Raw genomic sequence first — 20903 nt, 5'->3', positions numbered from 1 at the left:
AGTTCGATTAAAGTGTAGCTACAGACGAAGAAGACTTCTTATTTTCAATGTAAGCTTCATAGTAGCCAAGATAATTCTTAAGCATATTATTAACTCCTTTTGCAGTAATAGTAGCCCCAGACATACCGTCTACTTGGTGAGGATCGCCAGAGTAATCTTTGCCTTCTCCTTTTTGCATCTCTACTGCCACTAACTCTCCTGACTCATTGTATATAGTCTTGCCCTCATATCTCTCTTGTACACCTGGCTCCGTGATTCTAGCTCCAAGACCTGGAGTTTCTCCCGCATGGGCTAAGGTAATTCCTCCTACTGTGTTCATATCTGTCTCCAAAGCAACATATCCCCAGATAGCGTCCCAAAGACCTGCTCCGTAAAGAGGCAAAATGTAATTTTCAGCGGATTCAGGACTTCCCTCAGCATGGAAAATATATACTGGGTATAATCTTTCCTCAGCTGGCTTCTTATAGTTCTTGGCAATATCAACGGTCTCAGCAGTGACTGCGACACCATCGCGCTCAGTAACTTCCTTACCTGTAATATCCACTACAACGGAAGCAATTCTGTTACTGTAATATTCATTAACCTGTTGAGGAGTCATGGCTGCAATCTCCTCGCCAGATATAACTGCACCCAAGATTTGTTTTTTGTTGTCCAACGCAATTGCTTCTTTTTGCAAAGGACCCAAAACTTGAGAAGTACCTGAAAGAAGTAATCCCAGAACTACCGTCAAGATGACGGAGAACGTAATAATATAAGTATTAGACTGTTGCACGTTGTAACCTCCTTGTTTTATTTGCCTTAACTACATAATAATCGATCAGCGGAGCGAACACGTTCATGAATAGAACCGCTAGCATAATTCCCTCAGGGTAAGCTGGGTTAGTCACTCGAATGATCACAGTAAGCATACCTATCAAAAGACCGTAAATCCATTTTCCGACCTCTGTCTGCGCTGCAGATACAGGATCAGTTGCCATAAAGACAATACCGAATGCCAAGCCACCCATCACCCAGTGGTACTGAGGAGGCAATGACATATATTCATTTACTGAGAAAAGATTCATCACAAAACCCATAATGTATGCTCCAGCAAAACCTGAGAAGATAATCTTCCAGCTTGCTACTCCAGTACCGATTAGGATTAATGCGCCAACCAACGCCATCAAAGTAGATGTCTCACCAATTGATCCTGGTATCCATCCTATGAACAAGTTTGTGAATTCATACAATCCAGATCCCAGTGCTGTGTTGTGGCTTGCTAAAGCTTCGACAGCTGACTGTGTACCGTCCACGCCAGCATTGTAAACTACTGATAGAGCAGTAGCTCCAGAGAAGCCATCAACTGGCATTTTATCACCTAAGTAAGTCCAAACCTGATCACCAGAAATCTGTGCTGGGTATGCGAAATACAAAAATGCTCTTGCTGTCATGGCCACGTTCAAGACGTTCATACCAGTACCACCAAATACTTCTTTAGCAATCACTACAGCGAAAACAGTTGCCAATGCCACTTGCCATAATGGTGTAGTTGCTGGCACCACCAAAGGGATAAGCATCCCTGTTACCAAGAAGCCTTCGTTGATTGGGTGCTTACGTACAATTGCAAAAATAGCTTCAACCATACCACCTGCTGCATAAGCAACTAAGACGATTGGTAAGACTAAGAATGCGCCTGTACCTAATTTCTCACCAAAATTTTCCCAAAGGCCAGCAGTTCCGCCAGTTGCCAATAAATGCTGATGACCTGTATTGTACATACCAAAAAGCAAACATGGAATCATAGCGATTACCACTGTGATCATCATTCGCTTCAAATCGATAGCATCTTTTACTTGAGCACCTTTGATGCCGGTAGTATGCTTAGGGCTGAACATGAATGTCTCCCCTGCCTCAAACGCGTAATATAGACTTTCAAGCTTGCCACCTTTTTCGAAAAGTGGCTTCTGCTTGTCCAATAAATCTCTTAGAAACTTCATATGGATTAACTGTATTGGATTAATTCAATTCCTTTTCTAACTAACTCCTGCACAGGATGCTTTGACACATCCACAAACTCGCAAAGAGCTAAATCTTCTTCCACGATCTCATAGATCCCCAATTCTTCGATTTCGTCAAAATCTTCAGCCATGATAGCTTTCAATAGATAAACTGGAAGTATATCCATTGGAGTAACAGATTCAAAAACACCAGTCTGAACAAATGCTCTTTCTTCTCCTCTACCATTAGAGTCCATGACGAATTCTTTGTTTGGAGTAAGGAAAGACAATAATCCTAATGCCCTGTGGTAGCTCAATCTAGTGGTAGGCTTTGCCCATCCCATGAATTCATAGTAATCACCCTCAGGGATAACTGTGATCTGGTTGTGGTAAAAGCCTAAGAAACCTTCCAGAGAAATTTTCTCACCAGTAAGCACATTTCCAGATATCACTCTTACATGACCAGAATTAAGATTGCCTTTTACGAAAGTGGAAACTGAAGCGCCCATGTAAGTCTTTACATAAGCTGCTTTGGTCAATTCAGAGCCAGTTACTGCGATGATTTTAGAAGCATCGTACACACCTTCCAAAATTAATTTACCGATCTGAGCAAGTCCATATGGAGAGACAGTCCAAGCGATTTCACCTTTGTTCATAGGATCTAAGTGATGGATCTGTACGCCTACGTTTCCTGCAGGGTGAGGACCCGAAAACTTATTTACCTGAGCTCCTTTCAAGTCTGCAAAAACAGATGGAGTAGGCTTTGAGCCATCCACATTCAAGTGAACTTTACCACTTGTAAGTTTTGCAAGAGCTTCGATTCCTGCCTGAAGATATTTCTCTTGGCCTTGCAATGCGAAAGCATAGTCCGGAGCAAGAGGATGTGTATCAAAAGCAGAAATAAAAATACTCTTAGGAGTATCTGTAGGGTTAGCTACTATTCCGTAAGGACGTTGTATGATGTTTGGCCAAACACCACTCGCTGCCAGTTTTGCTGCTAAAGCATCCCTATCCAGAGAAGCGATATTCACAGCACCTAGTTGCTCGTGGTCGATGGTAGCATCCGCCAAAATACTGATTTCAAGCAATTTCCTACGATCTCCACGCTTCACTTCGACGATTTTGCCGGAAACAGGAGCCGCATACATTACTTGATCCAATGCTTTGTCGATCAGGATTGGAGTACCTGCCTTTACGGTATCTCCTTCATTGACAAGAACTTTAGGGCGCTGGAGCCCGATAAAGTCTGTCGGCTTAATTGCGAAGGTTTGAGCCGGGGCGAAATCAGCAAGCTCTTGCTTAGCCTTTCCCACCAAGTTGATGTCAAAACCTTTCTTAAGCTTCACTATTTTAGACATATCTGTTTTTGAACTATGAGCTTTTGAAAAACGCCCCAAATCTAATAAATAACCTTTTTAATTTGAGGGTATATGAACTTTAATGTTTGAACTTTTGGAAGAATGGCTTCCTAAGTTTTTAAATATCTCTCTTTTATACTGAAAGCACCCCTTCTTCGAGCGATTCCACGTAAGATTTAACCTGTTCCATCAGCCACATGGGAGTAGAGGTAGCTCCGCAAATCCCAACTTTCTCATCTTTTTGAAACCAGTCTGGATCAATCTCTTTCTCATTTTCAATGAAATAGCTTCTTTCGTTTTGTGCTAGACAAACTTGATGAAGAGCCTTGCCATTGGAGCTTTTCTTTCCCGACACAAATAAGATCACATCATTTTCCTGAGAAAACCGCTGCAATTGAGGTTCTCTATTGGAGACCTGACGGCAGATAGAATCATTTGTATTGTAGGATTCTCTAGTTATTTCTTGTTTTGCGGCTTGTATACGCTCTTCTATTTTTTGAGAAATCTCGTAAAATCCTTTCGTGCTTTTGGTGGTTTGGCTGAAAAGGGTCACAGGCCTGGTAAAGTCTATTTTATCCAAGTCAGCATCTTCCATCACCACGATGGCTTTTTCCAGTGTCTGACCTGTCAAACCAATTACTTCCGCGTGGCCTTTTTTGCCATAGATGACAATCTGACCTTCCTCACGCTCCATTTTATCGAAAGCGCTTTTCACACGATGCTGAAGCTTCAGTACTACTGGGCAAGAAGCATCAATCAACTCAATATTATTTTCAATGGCAGTTCTGTACGTCTCAGGTGGTTCACCATGAGCTCGGATCAACACCTTGCAATCGTGGAGCTCTGACAATTGCTCACGATCTATCACGACCAAACCCTTTGCACTTAGACGAGTAACCTCCATATCATTATGAACTATATCACCCAAGCAATATAGCTGATCACTTTGCTCCATTTCATCCTCTGCCATTTTGATGGCAAATTCGACACCGAAGCAATACCCAGAGTTTTTATCAATGCTTACTTGCATAGCTCTCTTTTTTATCAATGATTTGTCTCGCTAGGTGGACAATCTTCCCCACTTGCGCCGCAAAGGTACTATTACTTGTATCTACCTCCACTGCATCTGGCATTTTCTTTAGTGGACTCTCTGATCGGGAGGAATCTACCCGATCTCTTTCAGCTAGATTAGTTTTAATCGCTTCCAACTCAACCAACTCACCTTTTTCTAACAATTCTTCCTGACGTCTAACTGCCCGAGTATCCAAATCCGCAGTCATGAATACTTTCAAATCCGCATCAGGAAAAACCACAGACCCGATATCCCGACCATCCATGACCACCCCTTTTTTCTTACCCAATCGTTGCTGCTGGGCGACCAGTTCTTTTCTGATGGCAGCAACCGTTGCGATTTCAGAAACTTTATTAGAAATGCGCATAGTACGGATCTCATCCTCCACATTCAAACCATTCAAATAGGTCTCTTGTTTGGCCGTTTCAGGATTGAGGTGAAAAGAAATCTCTAATGACTTCAAACCCTTTTCGACATCGTGCGGATTGGTTGGGGAGAGAAAATGATTCAAAAAGTGTAGTGTTGCCGCTCTATACATAGCTCCGGAATCGATGTAAGTATATCCCAAATCCTTTGCTACTGCTTTGGCCGTGGAGCTCTTTCCACATCCCGAATATCCATCGATGGCGATGACGATTTTATTCATTCAAAAATCCTTGTAATTGGCTTTTTTTATTCCTGTGCAAATATAGTAGTTTTAATCCAAACCAATCCCCAAACCTTGGAATCGAATCGCTTATGCAGATTCTCTCCATCTAATTTCCCCCTAATTTTTATGCAGATTCAAGGACAATTCGTCGATATTCCAAACCGTGAGATTTATGCTGTTTCACTTAGTACCCAAAATGGTATAATAGCAAAGCTTGAAAAAATCGAAGAAGATCCTTCCTTGCCTTTTTTGATGCCTGGCTTTATCGATGCGCATGTACATGTGGAGAGTTCCATGTTGGTTCCTGCCGAATTTGCAAGGCTAGCCGTAGTTCATGGAACTGTTGCAACCATTTCCGATCCGCACGAGATCGCCAATGTCTGTGGAATGCAAGGCGTGGAATATATGATCGAAAATGGTAAGCAGGTTCCTTTCAAATTCTACTTTGGTGCTCCTTCCTGCGTCCCTGCCACTCCTTTCGAGACTGCAGGCGGAGAAATAAATGCAGCAGACATTGAAAACCTGATGTCTAGGCCCGAAATTCATTACTTGGCAGAAATGATGAATTGGCCTGGCACGGTGAATCGGGATGAGCTGGTGATGGAGAAAATCCGAATCTCGAAGAAATACGGTAAACCTATAGACGGTCATGCTCCCGGATTAAAAGGTGAACTTGCAGAGAAATATGTCAGTGCAGGCCCAAGCACCGATCATGAGTGTTTTACCTATGAAGAGGCATTGGGCAAAATCAAACTGGGGATGAAAATCGCTATCCGTGAAGGATCAGCAGCTAAAAACTTTGAGGCTCTGATCGATCTGATCGATGAATATCCTGAAATGATTATGTTTTGCTCTGATGATAAGCATCCGGATAATTTGGCAGTTTCTCATATCAATGAGCTAGCCGCCAGAGCTGTCGCAAAAGGAAAAGATCTTTATAACGTGCTTCAGGCTGCCTGCCTGAATCCTATTACTCATTATTCTATGAATGTGGGGCAACTCAAAGAAGGTGATCCCGCAGATTTTATTATGGTAAAAGACTTGAAGGATTTCAAAGTCATCAGCACTTATATAAATGGAGAAAAAGTTGCGGAAAATGGAAAGACGTTGATTCAGCCCATCAAAAATGACATCATCAACAATTTCAATACTTCACTCAAAAAGCCAGAAGATTTTCAACTCAAAGCAAACGGTTCCAAAGTCAGAGTGATTGAAGCATTGGATGGACAATTGATCACGCCGGAAATCTCTGGAGAGATTCTAATCAAAGACGGATTTGCAGAATCGAATCCAGCGGAAGACATATTAAAAATCACCGTAGTCAATCGCTACGAAAATGCTCCACCAGCTGTGGCTTTTATTAAAAATTTTGGATTGAAAACCGGAGCAATCGCTTCCTCCGTTGGCCACGACTCACATAATATCATAGCAGTAGGGATCGATGATGAATCCATCTGCAAGGCTGTGAATCTTTTAATAGAGGCGAAAGGCGGAGTTTCTGCTGTAAATGGAAATCAGAAAGAAATTCTTCCACTTCCTGTCGGAGGGATTATGTCTCCTTCTGATGGCTATGAAGTTGCTTTTGCCTACACGAAGATTGATAGACTTGCCAAGAATATGGGAGCTACGCTGAATTCCCCATTTATGACTTTGAGTTTTATGGCGTTATTGGTAATTCCCGATTTGAAGTTGAGTGATAAGGGCTTGTTTAATGGGCAGAAGTTTGTATTTGAGGAGGTGTTTTTGGAAGATTGATTGGAATTGTAAAGAAATACGATAGAAATGAAAGAATCAGAATCGACAAAATCAGCAAGAACACAAGGTATTATACTATTGATTGGAGCATCAATAGCTCTAATCATTTTTTTACTAAAGAGATAATATTAGGCCGTTAAAACCTACTCCTCATTATTTAATTGCATCCTAATACACTAACACCGAACAATTATCTCAAACATTTCAAAGTGAAAAACACGAATGTCAATATTTTATCTCAAATCCAAAAAGCCCAGTCCATTGGATCTGTGGTGACGTTGATATCCTTTGTACTAAACGTCTTTGTGAGTAGAATGAAGTCGCTGGAATTCTTGACTCTTCCATTGATTATTGTCGTTTCCTTGACGATTGTTGGTTCAGGCTATTTCCTTTTCCAGACTGTCAAGCACAGAGAAAAAATAGAAAATCCGCGAAAAAACATTGTGGCTTTTGCTTTTAGAATACTTATCAACGTTGTGTTGCTCGTGCTGATGATGCTTTGAAAAGTACAATATGTATAATGTGGAATAATTCGGAATTAGATTCCGAATTTTTTCAGTTTTACCATAGAGCCATAAAAAAGCAAACCTTCCAGGTTTCCAAAACCTAGAAGGTTGCCAAAATCAAATATCCGATGTAAAGTGGAACTCTATTTCAGGATAATTATCCATCACCATCTGAAGCCAGGCCTTTGACTCGGCCATAAAGACAAGTTTACCGTCTTTGTCATGAGCGATATGACGGTTTTTGGAGCGGACAAATTCTTCCAACTGCTTCTTATCCTTGCTGGTGATCCAGCAGGCTTTGTATAGGTTCATTGGGTGAAACTCCACCGTAGCGTTGTATTCGTTTTTCAATCGGAACTGGATTACTTCAAACTGAAGTTGCCCGACTGTACCCACTACTTTTCTCGAACCCATATCGAAGGTAAATAACTGAGCGACTCCTTCTTCCATGAGTTGCTTCAAGCCTTTCTCCAGTTGCTTGGTTTTCATCGCATCCTTATTCACCACTTCCCGGAAAATCTCCGGAGAGAAACTTGGAATCCCCACAAACTGCATGTCTTCGCCATCAGTCAGCGTATCGCCGATTTTCAGGTTTCCCGTATCATACAATCCCACGATATCTCCTGGGAATGCCTCATCAATCATCTCCTTATCCTGCGCCATGAATTGTGTCACGTTGGAAAAACGAAGCGGCTTCGGTCCACGCACGTGATTGTAAGGCTTATTCCGCTCAAAAGTACCAGAGCAGATTCTCAAGAAAGCGATTCTGTTTCGGTGATTTGGATCCATATTGGCGTGAATCTTAAACACAAAACCTGAAAATTTCTTCTCGTCAGGTTTCACTTCACGATCCTCCGTTCTACGGCTTTTTGGTGCAGGAGCTATTTTGATAAAGGTATCCAGCATCTCATTAATACCGAAGTTATTCACTGCAGAGCCAAAGAATACTGGTGCCACTTTTCCTTCCAAATACTCAGTAGGATCGAAATCCGGATAAACTCCCTCGATCAATTCCACATCTTCCCGAAGTTGGTCTGCGTAGCTTTTCCCAATCAATCCTTCCAGTTCAGGATCATTCACATCCTCGAAAGACTGGCGCACATCGCTGAGTTTCCTTTGAGATGGGGTAAAAAGATTGAGCTTGTGGTCAAACAGGTTATAAACGCCTTTGAATGTTTTTCCCATTCCGATAGGCCAAGAAAGCGGACGGCACTGAATGTTCAGCTTTTGCTCCACTTCTTCTATCAGTTCGTAAGGATCACGGCCTTCTCTATCGAGTTTGTTGATAAAGCAGATCACAGGAGTATTTCTCATCCGGCAGACTTCCATGAGTTTCTCCGTCTGAATCTCCACGCCTTTCACGCAGTCAATCACCATAATGACCGAATCGACAGCAGTCAACGTACGGTAAGTATCTTCTGCAAAATCCTGGTGACCAGGCGTATCAAGCAAGTTGATTTTGATGTCTTTGTATTCAAATCCCATGACAGAAGTCGCCACGGATATACCTCTTTGCTTCTCTATGGCCATCCAATCCGACTTGGTTCCGGTATCGATTTTATTCGATTTCACCGCACCCGCCGTCTGGATCGCTCCACCAAAAAGCAACAACTTCTCAGTCAAAGTGGTCTTTCCTGCATCGGGGTGAGCAATAATAGCAAAGGTTCTACGCTTCTGGATTTCTTCTTTCAAACTCATGGGAGACATCAAATTAAGGCTGCAAAGGTAGGAAAAAAATGGGTGGTAAGGTGGTAAAGTTAAAAGTTGGGTTTTGATGTTTGATTTACGAAGTACGATTTACGCGGTTCGCGAAAGTGTTTACCTCATTCTTCATTTCAGTGGTCTATAAGAAAAGTATATTAATCTTGTCGCGAACTCATCCTTACCTCAAACTTCATTATTCGCTATTCTTCATTCGACATTCATCATTAAAAAGTTTATTTTGATTAGGGAGTTACATCCTCGCGAGGCACCAACCAATCTCATTATCACAACCAGACTGCTTCCGCGTACCGCGTCGCAGTGGTAAGCGGAGACTTCATCATTCAAAATGCACAAGGGTTTACTGCGAGTAGTAACGCTTGATTTCCAAATTGCCCTCGTAAATCGTAATTCAAAAAATCGTAAATCCCCAGTCAATACTCAAGAATTCCTTCAGTTATAAACTGCGATGCTCCCTCATGACTTCCATGGAGCAAAATTCTAAAAGTAGTTCCTTTCCCTACTTCAGAATGTTTGACGAAAATCTTCCCTCCGTGATAGCCTTCCACAATTCTTTTTGCTAATGTCAATCCAAGTCCCCAGCCCCGCTGACGGGTAGAAAAACCAGGATTAAACACCCGTCTATACATTTTCTTCTCCATACCTTTGCCAGTATCAGTGATATCGATGATCACAAACTTGTCACTGTCTTGAAGAATTTCTATATCGATTTGACCTTTTCCTTTCATCGCATCTACGGCATTCTTACAGATGTTCTCGATCACCCATTCAAAAAGTGGCTTATTCATCATCGCATCCAAATCCTTGGAATCTGCATGAATATTCAAATCAACCTTGGTGGAAATCCTCGGACGCAAGTAATTCATCGTTTCCTCGATGGTCTCATAAACATTCCCGGATTGGATGACAGGCTTAGATCCTATACTACTAAATCGCTCTGTCACCATCCTCAGCTTCACCACGTCTTTATCCATTTCAGTGATAATTTCCTTATTTTCCTCCCACACAGGAGAATTCCTGAGATAATCTATCCAAGCCATCAAGGAGGCTATCGGCGTCCCGAGTTGATGAGCTGTTTCTTTGGTCAATCCAGCCCACACACGGTTTTGCTCTGCGATTTTACTTTGATTGAAGAGTGCATAGGCAAAAGCACCAAAAATCAGAATAATCCCAAGCTGCACGTAGGGGTAGTATTTTAGATTAATCAGCAGCTCAGAATTCCTGTAAAAAACCTGAATATCTGCCTCTGGTAGAAGAATTGGCTCGTATTCTCCACGCATTTCAGCCAGTTCTCTCTCGAGAGTTTTAACTGAATCTTCCGCAGTGGCATTTTTTTTAAATGGAATGTTTCTGAATTCTATGGGGTTTTCGGAGTCATCCACCATAATAATCGGAATGGAATAATTCTGTTGGATGATCTCTTGGTTGATGAACGTGAGATTCTCCATCGTTGTAGCCGCATATTCCAGGGCACTGGAAAGCAATTCTATCTGCCTTCTTTCTCGCTCCCGCAACTCCTCCACAAGACTATTGGTATACCAAATCGACCCGGCTCCAATAATCAAAGAAGAGGCAACCACAAGCCACTTGACTTGCTTCCTATTCGTGTAAAAATCTAGAGAGGTAAGGTCCTGAAATCGTTTTTTCATTAATCAAACTTGAATTACTATCGTTACTAACTACCTATTCAAAAAGATAGTATCATCGGGATACAGAATTTATTAGACGGAAAGGCACTGCTTCTGGAGTAGGATTGTGATATTTCTTAAGTAGGTAATACTCTTCAACTCAATCAAAAGATAGGAAATTTGAAGATCAGCAGTCAAATAAAGAAAATATTTGAGAGAAATACTTTCATTGATTTCCAACAGAAAATCCAGACGGTTATGTCTGGATTTTCTGTTGGAATCTAATCATGGTACTCAACCGTAGTGCAGTAAATATCAATTATTTGTCTTAATCCACTTCCAAAGTGTCTTATAGCTTGGCTTTGTTCCATGCATGAGGATTCCGATTCTATAGATTTTGCCAGCTACCCAAGTAGTGAACAGAAAACCAACAATCAGTAATCCCATTGATAAAGCTAGCTCCCAGAAAGGAACACCATAACTCACTCGACCCATCATCGCGATCGGAGACGTGAGCGGAACGACTGAGAGCCAAAATGAAGTCGTACTAGTTGGGTCGTTCAGGACAAACACAAATAAGCCCATGTATGCAACAATCAATGGAATAGTCACAGGTAACATAAATTGCTGGGCATCTGAAGGCGCATCTACTGCCGATCCAATTGCGGCAAACAAAGCTCCATACAGCAGATATCCTCCCAAGAAATAAAACACAAAACTTAAAGTTATTTGCACGTAATTGATACCTGCAAGAACAAGAAGTATATCTCCCATTTCAGAATTCTGCGCCATACTCTGGGCCAATTCTGGATTAGCCATTTCCATGGCTTGCTGCTGCGGCATTTGCATTCCCAGAAAACCTGTCACTAGTGTAGTCAAGGTTCCGACTAGCACTATCCAAATCAAAAGTTGAGTAAGTCCGACTCCAGCAATACCAATTATTTTACCCAGCATCAGCTGAAATGGTTTGAGTGAAGAAACCAATATCTCTACGATTCGGCTGGATTTTTCCTCAATCACGCCCTGCATGATCTGATTGCCATAGATGAAAATGAACATGTAAATCAATATCCCAGCTACAAAGCCAATCGCATAATTCACTGTCGCGTTGCTAACAGTTTCTGTTCCTTCTTCATCTAGGGTTATAGATTTGATCGCTACTTTTGTCCGAACTTCATTGATGATTTTCGGATCAATTCCGCTTTCAAAAAGACGTTGTTCTTCGATTTTTTTTCGCAGATTATTCTCCAAGTAGCTAACCAAACTCATGCTTGGATTTTCTTCCCCATAAAATGAAATCCCTTGGGGATCCTTTATATCAAACTTAGGGATATGAAGAAAACCGTAACGATCTCCATCCTGTACTAATTTCTTGGCTTCATCGGAATTTATATCCGAAAATGAAAAAGCATATTGCTCCGAACTCTCAAGAAAGAATAGCTTATTATCATCTACCACTTCTATAATCCTTAGCGCTTGGTTGTCGTCTTCTTCCAAAGCAATCCAAACGAAAATCCCCATGATCGCAGGGAATATCAAAGGTGTTAATAAGGTGACAAGTAAAAATGATTTCTTTTTAACACGAGCGACATACTCCCGCTGTATGACTAACCAGATCTTATCCATTCTCTGTTGACTTTACCTGGTGAATAAAAATTTCTTCCATGCTAGGGATGAGCTCCTGAAATCGATTCACTTCCCCGTACTGCATCAATTCATTTAGAAGTTCATTAGGAGTTTTACCGCTCAGTGGGAGCGTAAAACTGTAGCTTCCCTCATCTTCTTTGGATATCCATTCGGTAGGTAAATCCCTTTTGATTTGGTCTAATGTAATCGAATAAACTTCAGGTCTATAAATTGATTTCACCTGTTTAATGGTGCCATCAATAATCTTTTTGGAGCGATTGATCATTGCTACTTGATCACAAAGTAACTCCACAGATTCCATTCTATGCGTACTCAGGATCACGGTAGTTCCCTTTGCTTTTAGCTCCAAAATCTCATTTTTGATGATCTCAGCATTCACTGGATCAAAACCGGAAAATGGTTCGTCAAGAATCAAAAGTGGTGGGTTATGAATTATGGTAGAAATAAACTGGACTTTCTGAGCCATGCCTTTAGAGAGATCTTCAATCTTCTTATCCTTCCAAGTTTCCATTTCTAGCTTTTCAAGCCAGTTTTTGATTTTAATCTTGGCTTCCTGAGGACTCAGCCCTTTAAGTCTGGCGAAATAAAGCATCTGATCCCAGACTTTCATTTTCTTATAAAGCCCACGCTCTTCAGGCAAATACCCGATCAATCCAATATGCTTAGGTGCCAAAAGCTCACCCCCAATGTAGACTTCCCCGCTATCGCTGTCTATAATCTGATTTATTATTCGGATTAGGGTGGTTTTCCCAGCTCCATTTGGACCAAGGAGACCAAAAACTACCCCTTCGGACACATTCAAATCCACATCTGTCAATGCCTTATTGGCTCCGTAGGATTTATTAAGCTTTTTAATTTTCAGCATATTCCAAAAAATAGGGATTATTCTACAGTTAATGAACCCACTCCTACATCAATGATCAATTCCATTAATCTTGGGTCATCCGCTTTGTATCCTTTCGTGATGTAAGTTCCTTTTTCTAAGGTTTTTAGATATTTCGGTAAGGTAGTTTTACACATCGCCGTTGTTCGCATTTTTATTTTGATTGGAAAAGAGTCTGAAGGCAAACGCAAATGAAGCGTACCTGCACCTACTGCCGCGATTACATGGCTAGCATTATGCATCCCATCTGAAAAATTCAAATCAATTTTACCATAATTCACTTCGAATATCATTCGTTTGGCATTCGTGAAGTTGGCATTGGAAACGACTACAGATCCCATGTTGAGGGTCACCAACAGTGTATCCATTTGAACCTGATTAGGTGACTCGCTACCATAATGTATCAGCACATCTGCACTAGCACTTTTCACTTTCAACTGGCTAATGGTGAGATTCGCTAAATCTAAGTCTGACTTGCCCATACCCAAATTGAAATCCAGATGATACAGGAAATTGGTGCTTAGGGCTACATTCCAGCTATGATCAAAATAATCAGAGGAACCCGAAAAAAGTTTCGAGGTAATGCTTTTCCCTAAGTTTTCAGACTCCACATTCTTGTGAATCAAGGATGTCTGAAGGACATTATTTGATACCTTCTGAGAAAATACAGGAAGGATATTCGTTTGATTAAGATGTCCATGAATATAGACAGGATCGGAAGATTTAGTTCTTTTAAGTTGAGTTGTACTTTTATAAGAAGTAAACTCTAGAGCAACCATATCAAAACCGTTTCTTTCTGTCGCCTTGAACTCTTTGACGAGTTGCGCCTTACCCACAGCTACCCATCCAATCATCATCAGGAAAAGCAGACACAATTTTCTAAGCATACGGTTAGGTTACGAGGCGACTTTGAAAAGGTTTTTTAAAAATATAAAAAAAGCCAGAATTGCTTCCGGCTTTTTTTGTATTAAAAGAACTCTTTCATTTTATCAAAAAAGGATTTTTCGCTGTTCCCTGGGTCCGGTTTGAAATTATCTGAATCCCTAAGCCCTTCCAGCGCTTCCTTTTCCTCTTTAGATAAATGCGTAGGAGTCCACACATTTACCATGATCAGCTGATCACCTTTGGAATACCCATTGATATCCTTAATGCCTTTACCTTTTAATCGAAGCATTTTACCACTTTGGGTTCCTTGCTCTATTTTGATTTTAACTTTTCCTTCTATTGTTGGTACTTCGATCGAAGCTCCTAAAGCTGCGTCCACAAATGAAACATATAGATCAAAAATCACATTGTTTCCATCACGCTGAAGAACCTTATCTTCAATCTCCTCAATCACAATAAGAAGATCACCAGCAATTCCACCTGGAATTTCATTACCTTTTCCAGACATGCTAAGCTGCATTCCTTCAGCCACACCTCCTGGAATATTGATAGAAATAACTTCTTCTTTTACAATGAGACCTCTTGCATCAGCATCCGCAGGTTTTTTATCGACTATCTGACCACTTCCTCCACAAACACCACAGGTGCTTGCCGAAACCATCTGTCCCAGCATGGTATTGACTACTTTCTTCACTTGTCCAGAGCCTTGGCAGGCAGAACAAGATTTAAAAGTCACACCATCAGCAATCAGATGGCGCTTCACTTTAATCTTCTTCTCGACACCATTAGCAATTTCAGCAAGTGTTAGTTTCATCTTCACACGGAGATTGGTTCCTTTCTTTGTTCGTCGACCACCGCCGCCGCCGCCGAAAAATGAACCGAAGCCTCCACCGCCACCGCCGCCGAAAATATCGCCGAACTGTGAAAAGATGTCATCCATATTCATTCCGCCTCCGCCAAATCCTCCGGCACCACCTACTCCTTGATGACCAAATTGATCATAACGTTGCTTTTTCTCCGGGTTACTTAACACTTCATAAGCCTCAGCTGCTTCTTTGAACTTGTCTTCAGCTTCTGGATTGTCAGGGTTTTTATCCGGATGATATTGAATCGCTAGTTTCCGATACGCCTTTTTTATTTCATCGGCAGATGCGGACTTTGTTACTCCAAGTACTTCGTAATAATCTCTTTTCGCCATAATATTATGCTCCTGTCACCACTTTAGCGTAGCGCACTACTTTATCTCCTAATAGGTAACCTTTCTCGATTACATCAACTACTTTACCTTTCAATTCTTCGCTAGGTGCAGGAATTTGAGTGATTGCTTCCTGAGTCTCGGGATCGAAGGGCTTTCCTACTAAGTCATCCATTGGCTTTAAGCCTTTTGAACCAAGTATTTTACCTAATTTCTGAAAAATTAGGAGATTCCCTTCTCTTACCTTAGCACCTTCAGCCTCATTTTCACTAGCTTTTAAACCCCGCTCAAAATCATCTACAATAGGGATAAGATCCCTAATAACATCCTCAGAAGCTGTGGAAATCAAATCCAATCGCTCCTTAGCGGTTCTTTTTCTATAATTCTCAAAATCTGAATAGAGACGAAGGTATTTATCTTTTAGATCGGCTACTTCATACTCCAATTTATTCTCTTCTGATTCAGTTTGAGATACTTCCTCTTCAATTTCCACCTCAGGAGAAGTATTTTCTACCGTTTCTTCATTGACATTCTCGTCCTTAAGATTCATTTCTTGATCCACTTGTTCTTTATTAGTCATAATTGAAATAGACAATAGTTGGCGTTGACCCTGCAACAATATTGTTGCCACAGCACTTTCTCTGACAAACTGACACCTTACCCCTCGTGTATAGCCTGCCAGATTAGATCTTTGAGCCTGTCAAGATTGTATTGGGAGACAGATGAGATGAACACGTGGGGAATGCCTTCTGGCACTTCCTTTTCCATTTCTTTTACCAGCTCTTCATCCAACATGTCTGCTTTAGATATTGCAAGGAGTCTTCGCTTATCGAGTAGTTCTGGGTTGTACTTTTCTAGTTCCCCTAGTAAAATCCTGTATTGATCACCAATATTAGCAGCATCCGCAGGCACCATGAATAATAAAATAGAGTTACGCTCGATATGGCGAAGGAAACGTATACCTAAACCTTTACCTTCAGCGGCTCCTTCAATAATACCCGGAATATCAGCCATCACAAAAGACTGATCTCCTCTGTAGCCTACCACACCCAAATTTGGAACGAGGGTAGTAAATGGATAATCGCCAATCTCTGGCCTCGCTGCAGAGATAGAAGAAAGTAGCGTGGATTTACCAGCATTTGGGAATCCGACCAAGCCAACATCTGCTAATAGCTTTAGCTCGAGAATAATCCATTCTTCTATTCCTTCTTCGCCAGGCTGTGAATAATGAGGTGCTTGATTGGTTGAAGTTTTAAAATGATCATTGCCCAATCCTCCTCTACCACCTTTAGTAAGCACTACCTCTTGACCATCTTCAGTGATTTCAAATCGCTTTTCTCCAGTTTCAGCATCTTTGGCAATGGTGCCAAGTGGCACTTCCAGGATCATATCCTTGCCGTCAGCACCAGTTCTCCTTCCTCCCTCACCACTTTTTCCAGCCTCAGCGATTACATGCTTTTTGTATTTTAAATGGAGTAAAGTCCATACTTGGGTAGTACCTCTTACGATAATGTGCCCACCTCTACCACCGTCACCACCATCTGGACCTCCTTTAGGCACATGTTTTTCTCTTCGAAAATGTGTCGATCCTGGTCCGCCTGCGCCTGATCTGGAACAGAACTTTACGTAATCTATGAAATTTGAATCAGCCATTTTTATAAAGAAAAAGGCTAAGCTTACTAGCCTAGCCAAATATGATTTGCAAAATTAGGGAATTTAAGGCAATCAGTAGCTATCAATCACTGAAGTGATGTCTGAGAAGATCTGATCGATCTCTCCTACGCCATTGATTTTCTGAAGTTTCCCTTGTGAAGCATAATAATCCGCTACTGGAAGAGTCTCATCTAAGTACACTTTAATACGTGTATTGATTTTCTCATCATCTTGATCATCTACTCGGTTTGAAGTTTTACCACGCTCTTTTATTCTTACCCTCAACACTTCTTCTGGCACATCAAGTGCAATCATGCCATTGATTGCAAGATCGTGTTTTGCCAGCATTTCATCTAGTGCCTCTGCCTGCGCTGTTGTGCGTGGGAAGCCGTCAAAAATAAACCCTTTAGCATCTTTGGTCTCATTAATTTTATCCTCTACCATTCCAATAACCACTTCATCAGGAACCAATCTACCTTCATTCATGTACTTTTTAGCGAGCTGGCCCAGTTCTGTACCCTCTCCAAGATGCTTTCTGAAAAGATCTCCAGTTGATAAATGAGTGAGACCATATCTCTGAATCAATTTTTCACTTTGAGTGCCTTTGCCTGCACCCGGAGGACCAAATAATACAATGTTATACATTAGTAAGTCTATTATTTAAGGAGTACTGAGTTGGTAAATATCAGGTAGATTCCTACCCAAACCATCGTAATCAAGGCCGTAACCAACCACAAATTTATTGGGAATTTCAAAACCCACATAATCCAAGGCGTAATTAAACTGAAAAGCCTCCGGTTTGTGAAGTAGCGTAACTATGGAAATTTTGGTTGGATTGAGGTCAGAAAGTGACTTTAATAAATAATCCATGCTGATTCCTGTGTCTACTATATCCTCTACAATCAGGACATTTTTGCCTTCAATCTTTTCTTCCAAACCCAACACAGAGCGCACTTTTCCTGTTGATTCTGTTCCTGCATAGCTACTCACTCTTATAAATGAGGTAGAAATAGGCAAATCAATTTGCCTGCATAAATCAGCCATAAATACAAAAGCACCAGTTAAGATGCCGACAACTATCAGCTCTTCTCCTGCGAAACCCCGGCTTATTGCTTGCCCGAGTTCTGAATTTCTTTGGCTAATCTCATCAGCACTCAAATAAACTTCAAATTCCTTATCCTTTATAACGATACTCATTTCAGTCTTTTTAAAGTCTTTCCATTAGGTATGGATAAATTTCGAGCATTGCTTCAAAATCCACCAAAGAGACTTTCTCATTTGGAGAATGTACATTTTCTTCGGCTGCTCCAATAAAACACCAATCAATTGCATACGGTGAAAATTGCACTTCCCTACCATCACTTCCGCCATACTCCTCCACTTCAAGCTGAAAAGGAATACCACTATCCTTAGCAAGGCTTACAATTCTATCAATAAATTTTTTGCGCGGGATAAATTTATCGCGAATGGATATTACTACACCATTGTGAAATTGTACACCCTCTGTAATCCAAGTAATATCAGATATCAATGCCTGCTTGATGGGAAAAGTTTCCTGAATAAACTTGAGTAAAAAAGGCATGCTCCCTCCACCATGTTCCTCATATGTGGAAAATACCACCCAACCATCGGAAATATTTTCGCAAAGTTTTAAAGCAGCATAAACTCCCAATCTATTATCCAGATATGCTGCTTGAATAAATTCTTCATCTACTCTTATATTCTGAGCAAAAGATAGCCGTGTACCTGGCTCAATTCCCCTTGGAAAATCATGTGAAATATTATTTTCGTCACCAGATATTTTACACGATATTTCTCCCAAAGAGTCTCTCCCCTCCAAAATAGCACCTTCAATTATTTCAGGACCACCTATGCTAATCAACTGATTATTATACCTTGACATAAAACCAATAGTATCAATATGAGCAAAAACAGCAGTTCTAGGTTCCCCGAATTTCAACAAAATACAATCATGAAAATCTTCACCTGAATAGATCTCTGGTAAAACTTTCCAACTTTTCTTCCGTTGGTCTATATGCTTTAATATGAATTCAGACGTTTGAGATTCATCTCCCGAAACACTATTTTGTTTAAGGATTTCGAATAAAAATTTCATTATGGCATAAATTATGTTAATATTTTGACGTTATATTTGAAAAAAGACTGGAATTTATTTTTTATCCTCAGTGGGTTCTAAATATTTCAGCTAGATTTGCAGTAAATTAAAAGTTTATAAATTTGTATTCACATCAATCAACACTTAAAATTTGAACAAAAATTTTTTGTTATGAAAAAACTAATACTATCAACAATTATCGCAGGCGGTCTCGCATTCGGAGCAAATGCACAGGAATTCGACAAATTCTCTCTCGAGGTTGGCGGAGGTTTTAACAAACCTATGGCACCATTAGCAGGAGGTTTTCTGTCCCCTACTCTTAATCTAGGTCACATCGATTTCGGTGCTAGGTACATGTTCAATGAGAAATTTGGTTTGAAACTGGATTACGGTTTCGGATCCGTAAAGGAAGCAGGTAACGAGGACGCTATCACGGGTTCCTTTGACACCAAATACTTCCGTTTAGACCTACAAATGGTTTCTAACCTTGGTAGAATCATGAACTTCGAATCATTCACCAGATCTCTAGGCTTACTTGGCCACTTTGGTGGTGGTATCGGTAATGTGAAACCTCAAGAAAATCAATTTGCTGGTTTTGATGATGATGTTTACAATTTAATGGTAGGTATTACACCTCAATTGAAATTAGGTAAAGGTGTTGCTTTGTATGGTGACATCAGTGCAATCATGAATGGCCGTCAAACTGTTACTTGGGATGGATCTACTCCTGTTGGTCCAGCTATTGATAATGGTTTCTTCGGAGCTAATAGTGTTTTGTGGACTGGTACACTTGGACTTCAATTCTATATCGGAGGTAATGAAGAGCATGCTGACTGGTACATCGCAGCTGATAAGTATGCTACAAAAGAAGAACTTGCAACTCAAATCAACGGAATCAAAGATATGTTGAAGGATTCTGATGGTGATGGCGTTCCTGATTATTTGGATAAGGAGCCTAATACTCCAGCTGGAGCAAGAGTTAATTCTGCTGGAATGACTTTAGATTCTGACGGTGACGGTACTCCTGATCATATGGATAAGTGTCCATTCCTTCCTGGCCCAGCATCAACTAACGGATGCCCAGTTGAAGAAGTACAAGAGCAAATCGATTTCTTCAAGAAAGCTATCAACGATGGTTATGTAAACGTTTACTATGCATTCGATAGCGATAAGCCACTTGGATACTCTACTAGCGCAGCTAATTATGTTTCTAACTTCTTGAAGAAGAATCCAGGTGTAAGTGTTGAAATCAAAGGTTATGCCGACGAATTAGGCCCTGAAGATTACAACATGAAACTTTCTGAAAGAAGAGCTAAGTCTGTTTATGACATCTTAGTAGCTTCTGGAGTTGACGCTTCAAGATTATCTTACAAAGGATATGGCGAAGATACTAGCGTAGATAAGTCATCTGCTGATGCAAGACAAATGGCTAGAAGAGCTAGTTTCGAAGTGAAGTAATTAGCACTTAATACATAAAATGAAGGGGTTCGATAGTATATCGAACCCCTTTTTTGTTGAGGTAAAACCTATTTTTTTACTTTTTACCTATTGGAAACTTCTAATTGATTCTGAAGCGTATTTCATTCTATAACCCAAAACCCATTTATAGTTTAATCCAATCAGATTTTTCATCTTAAACTATCGAGCTCTAACTAAGGCTAAATGATGTAAACATAATTGTAGAATCTCCCTCACCTTGTATAAGTGAAATACCTGAAACCACTTTATTAGCACTGATTTTAGTCCTAAAAGCGTTTAATCGGGATAGTATGAATAAATCACTATCTAAAATATCTTCTAGATGGAAGCACAATCCATTTAAGGGCGTTGAGATCGGAAGGATTAGCAAAAAAATAGT

Annotated in this window: 19 protein-coding genes; 3 read left to right on the top strand and 16 right to left on the bottom strand. The window is 40.6% G+C overall.

The features are described from left to right. Positions 1 to 7: 7 nt before the first annotated feature. The 5 genes from nqrC to cmk all read right to left on the bottom strand — a co-directional run bounded on the left by nqrC (position 8) and on the right by cmk (position 5052). The gene (gene nqrC, locus LV83_RS15830) at positions 8 to 772 is read right to left on the bottom strand and encodes an NADH:ubiquinone reductase (Na(+)-transporting) subunit C (RefSeq protein WP_111612525.1); all 765 of its coding nucleotides are present in this window, start codon (positions 770 to 772) and stop codon (positions 8 to 10) included. Continuing rightward, positions 759 to 1976, bottom strand: a complete 1218-nt coding sequence (locus LV83_RS15825) for an NADH:ubiquinone reductase (Na(+)-transporting) subunit B (protein ID WP_111612524.1) — start codon at positions 1974 to 1976, stop codon at positions 759 to 761. Before LV83_RS15825 ends, nqrC begins: the two co-directional genes overlap by 14 nt. A 5-nt stretch (positions 1977 to 1981) precedes the next feature. After that, the gene (locus tag LV83_RS15820; RefSeq protein ID WP_111612523.1) at positions 1982 to 3334 is read right to left on the bottom strand and encodes a Na(+)-translocating NADH-quinone reductase subunit A; all 1353 of its coding nucleotides are present in this window, start codon (positions 3332 to 3334) and stop codon (positions 1982 to 1984) included. 133 nt (positions 3335 to 3467) lie between these two features. Beyond that, positions 3468 to 4364, bottom strand: coding sequence for a 4-hydroxy-3-methylbut-2-enyl diphosphate reductase (locus tag LV83_RS15815; protein WP_111612522.1), 897 nt, complete (start codon positions 4362 to 4364; stop codon positions 3468 to 3470). Then, entirely contained in the window at positions 4348 to 5052 is a 705-nt protein-coding gene (gene cmk, locus LV83_RS15810; protein WP_111612521.1) for a (d)CMP kinase, read from the bottom strand. The genes LV83_RS15815 and cmk overlap by 17 nt, the downstream gene beginning before the upstream one ends. A gap of 129 nt (positions 5053 to 5181) precedes the next feature. Between cmk and ade the strand changes: the two genes are divergently transcribed. Next, on the top strand, positions 5182 to 6810 hold the full coding sequence (gene ade / locus LV83_RS15805; protein ID WP_111612520.1) for an adenine deaminase: 1629 nt from the start codon (positions 5182 to 5184) through the stop codon (positions 6808 to 6810). A 209-nt stretch (positions 6811 to 7019) separates the two neighbouring features. Next, on the top strand, positions 7020 to 7313 hold the full coding sequence (locus tag LV83_RS15800) for a hypothetical protein (protein WP_111612519.1): 294 nt from the start codon (positions 7020 to 7022) through the stop codon (positions 7311 to 7313). A gap of 120 nt (positions 7314 to 7433) precedes the next feature. On the opposite strand, the gene LV83_RS15795 is transcribed toward LV83_RS15800, so the two are convergent. The 11 genes from LV83_RS15795 to LV83_RS15745 form a co-directional block, all read right to left on the bottom strand. Next, a complete protein-coding gene (locus LV83_RS15795) occupies positions 7434 to 9014 on the bottom strand; it encodes a peptide chain release factor 3 (protein WP_111612574.1) in 1581 nt (526 codons plus the stop codon). 437 nt (positions 9015 to 9451) lie between these two features. Next, positions 9452 to 10687 (bottom strand): sensor histidine kinase, encoded by a 1236-nt coding sequence (locus LV83_RS15790; RefSeq protein WP_111612518.1) that lies wholly within the window; start codon positions 10685 to 10687, stop codon positions 9452 to 9454. Positions 10688 to 10981: 294 nt separating this feature from the next. After that, the gene (locus LV83_RS15785; protein WP_111612517.1) at positions 10982 to 12292 is read right to left on the bottom strand and encodes an ABC transporter permease; all 1311 of its coding nucleotides are present in this window, start codon (positions 12290 to 12292) and stop codon (positions 10982 to 10984) included. Beyond that, positions 12285 to 13178, bottom strand: coding sequence for an ABC transporter ATP-binding protein (locus tag LV83_RS15780; protein WP_111612516.1), 894 nt, complete (start codon positions 13176 to 13178; stop codon positions 12285 to 12287). Before LV83_RS15780 ends, LV83_RS15785 begins: the two co-directional genes overlap by 8 nt. 17 nt (positions 13179 to 13195) lie before the next feature. After that, on the bottom strand, positions 13196 to 14083 hold the full coding sequence (locus LV83_RS15775) for a hypothetical protein (RefSeq protein WP_245947074.1): 888 nt from the start codon (positions 14081 to 14083) through the stop codon (positions 13196 to 13198). Between the two features lie 80 nt (positions 14084 to 14163). Then, positions 14164 to 15279: a molecular chaperone DnaJ gene (gene dnaJ, locus LV83_RS15770; protein ID WP_111612515.1), complete on the bottom strand. Its 1116-nt coding sequence runs from the start codon at positions 15277 to 15279 to the stop codon at positions 14164 to 14166. Positions 15280 to 15283: 4 nt separating this feature from the next. Beyond that, positions 15284 to 15856 carry a nucleotide exchange factor GrpE gene (locus LV83_RS15765; protein ID WP_111612514.1) on the bottom strand — a complete coding sequence of 191 codons (573 nt, stop codon included), beginning with the start codon at positions 15854 to 15856 and terminating at the stop codon, positions 15284 to 15286. Between the two features lie 77 nt (positions 15857 to 15933). Next, on the bottom strand, positions 15934 to 16929 hold the full coding sequence (gene obgE / locus LV83_RS15760; protein WP_111612513.1) for a GTPase ObgE: 996 nt from the start codon (positions 16927 to 16929) through the stop codon (positions 15934 to 15936). Positions 16930 to 17001: 72 nt separating this feature from the next. Continuing rightward, positions 17002 to 17574: an adenylate kinase gene (locus LV83_RS15755; protein ID WP_111612512.1), complete on the bottom strand. Its 573-nt coding sequence runs from the start codon at positions 17572 to 17574 to the stop codon at positions 17002 to 17004. A 15-nt stretch (positions 17575 to 17589) separates the two neighbouring features. Then, complete coding sequence (gene hpt, locus LV83_RS15750) at positions 17590 to 18126, bottom strand: hypoxanthine phosphoribosyltransferase (protein WP_111612511.1); 537 nt, start codon at positions 18124 to 18126, stop codon at positions 17590 to 17592. A 10-nt stretch (positions 18127 to 18136) separates the two neighbouring features. Continuing rightward, entirely contained in the window at positions 18137 to 19045 is a 909-nt protein-coding gene (locus LV83_RS15745; protein ID WP_111612510.1) for an aminopeptidase, read from the bottom strand. Positions 19046 to 19216: 171 nt separating this feature from the next. Here LV83_RS15745 and LV83_RS15740 point away from each other — a divergent pair, with 171 nt between their 5' ends. After that, positions 19217 to 20503 (top strand): OmpA family protein, encoded by a 1287-nt coding sequence (locus tag LV83_RS15740; RefSeq protein ID WP_111612509.1) that lies wholly within the window; start codon positions 19217 to 19219, stop codon positions 20501 to 20503. Positions 20504 to 20903: the final 400 nt, after the last annotated feature.

It is taken from the genome of Algoriphagus yeomjeoni (genome assembly GCF_003259505.1).
Lineage (GTDB): Bacteria > Bacteroidota > Bacteroidia > Cytophagales > Cyclobacteriaceae > Algoriphagus > Algoriphagus yeomjeoni.
Note: the sequence above shows the minus strand (reverse complement) of the source record. Positions and strands in the feature narration are given on the sequence as shown.

What these genes read in the sequence shown, in the direction of transcription:
- hpt (WP_111612511.1), bottom strand. Translation starts at nt 18,126, where the DNA reads ATGAGTATCGTTATAAAGGATAAGGAATTTGAAGTTTATTTGAGTGCT.
- LV83_RS15820 (WP_111612523.1), bottom strand. Translation starts at nt 3,334, where the DNA reads ATGTCTAAAATAGTGAAGCTTAAGAAAGGTTTTGACATCAACTTGGTG.
- cmk (WP_111612521.1), bottom strand. Translation starts at nt 5,052, where the DNA reads ATGAATAAAATCGTCATCGCCATCGATGGATATTCGGGATGTGGAAAG.
- LV83_RS15815 (WP_111612522.1), bottom strand. Translation starts at nt 4,364, where the DNA reads ATGCAAGTAAGCATTGATAAAAACTCTGGGTATTGCTTCGGTGTCGAA.
- dnaJ (WP_111612515.1), bottom strand. Translation starts at nt 15,279, where the DNA reads ATGGCGAAAAGAGATTATTACGAAGTACTTGGAGTAACAAAGTCCGCA.
- obgE (WP_111612513.1), bottom strand. Translation starts at nt 16,929, where the DNA reads ATGGCTGATTCAAATTTCATAGATTACGTAAAGTTCTGTTCCAGATCA.
- LV83_RS15740 (WP_111612509.1), top strand. Translation starts at nt 19,217, where the DNA reads ATGAAAAAACTAATACTATCAACAATTATCGCAGGCGGTCTCGCATTC.
- LV83_RS15785 (WP_111612517.1), bottom strand. Translation starts at nt 12,292, where the DNA reads ATGGATAAGATCTGGTTAGTCATACAGCGGGAGTATGTCGCTCGTGTT.
- LV83_RS15775 (WP_245947074.1), bottom strand. Translation starts at nt 14,083, where the DNA reads ATGCTTAGAAAATTGTGTCTGCTTTTCCTGATGATGATTGGATGGGTA.
- ade (WP_111612520.1), top strand. Translation starts at nt 5,182, where the DNA reads ATGCAGATTCAAGGACAATTCGTCGATATTCCAAACCGTGAGATTTAT.
- LV83_RS15755 (WP_111612512.1), bottom strand. Translation starts at nt 17,574, where the DNA reads ATGTATAACATTGTATTATTTGGTCCTCCGGGTGCAGGCAAAGGCACT.
- LV83_RS15795 (WP_111612574.1), bottom strand. Translation starts at nt 9,014, where the DNA reads ATGAGTTTGAAAGAAGAAATCCAGAAGCGTAGAACCTTTGCTATTATT.
- LV83_RS15765 (WP_111612514.1), bottom strand. Translation starts at nt 15,856, where the DNA reads ATGACTAATAAAGAACAAGTGGATCAAGAAATGAATCTTAAGGACGAG.
- LV83_RS15780 (WP_111612516.1), bottom strand. Translation starts at nt 13,178, where the DNA reads ATGCTGAAAATTAAAAAGCTTAATAAATCCTACGGAGCCAATAAGGCA.
- LV83_RS15745 (WP_111612510.1), bottom strand. Translation starts at nt 19,045, where the DNA reads ATGAAATTTTTATTCGAAATCCTTAAACAAAATAGTGTTTCGGGAGAT.
- LV83_RS15790 (WP_111612518.1), bottom strand. Translation starts at nt 10,687, where the DNA reads ATGAAAAAACGATTTCAGGACCTTACCTCTCTAGATTTTTACACGAAT.
- LV83_RS15825 (WP_111612524.1), bottom strand. Translation starts at nt 1,976, where the DNA reads ATGAAGTTTCTAAGAGATTTATTGGACAAGCAGAAGCCACTTTTCGAA.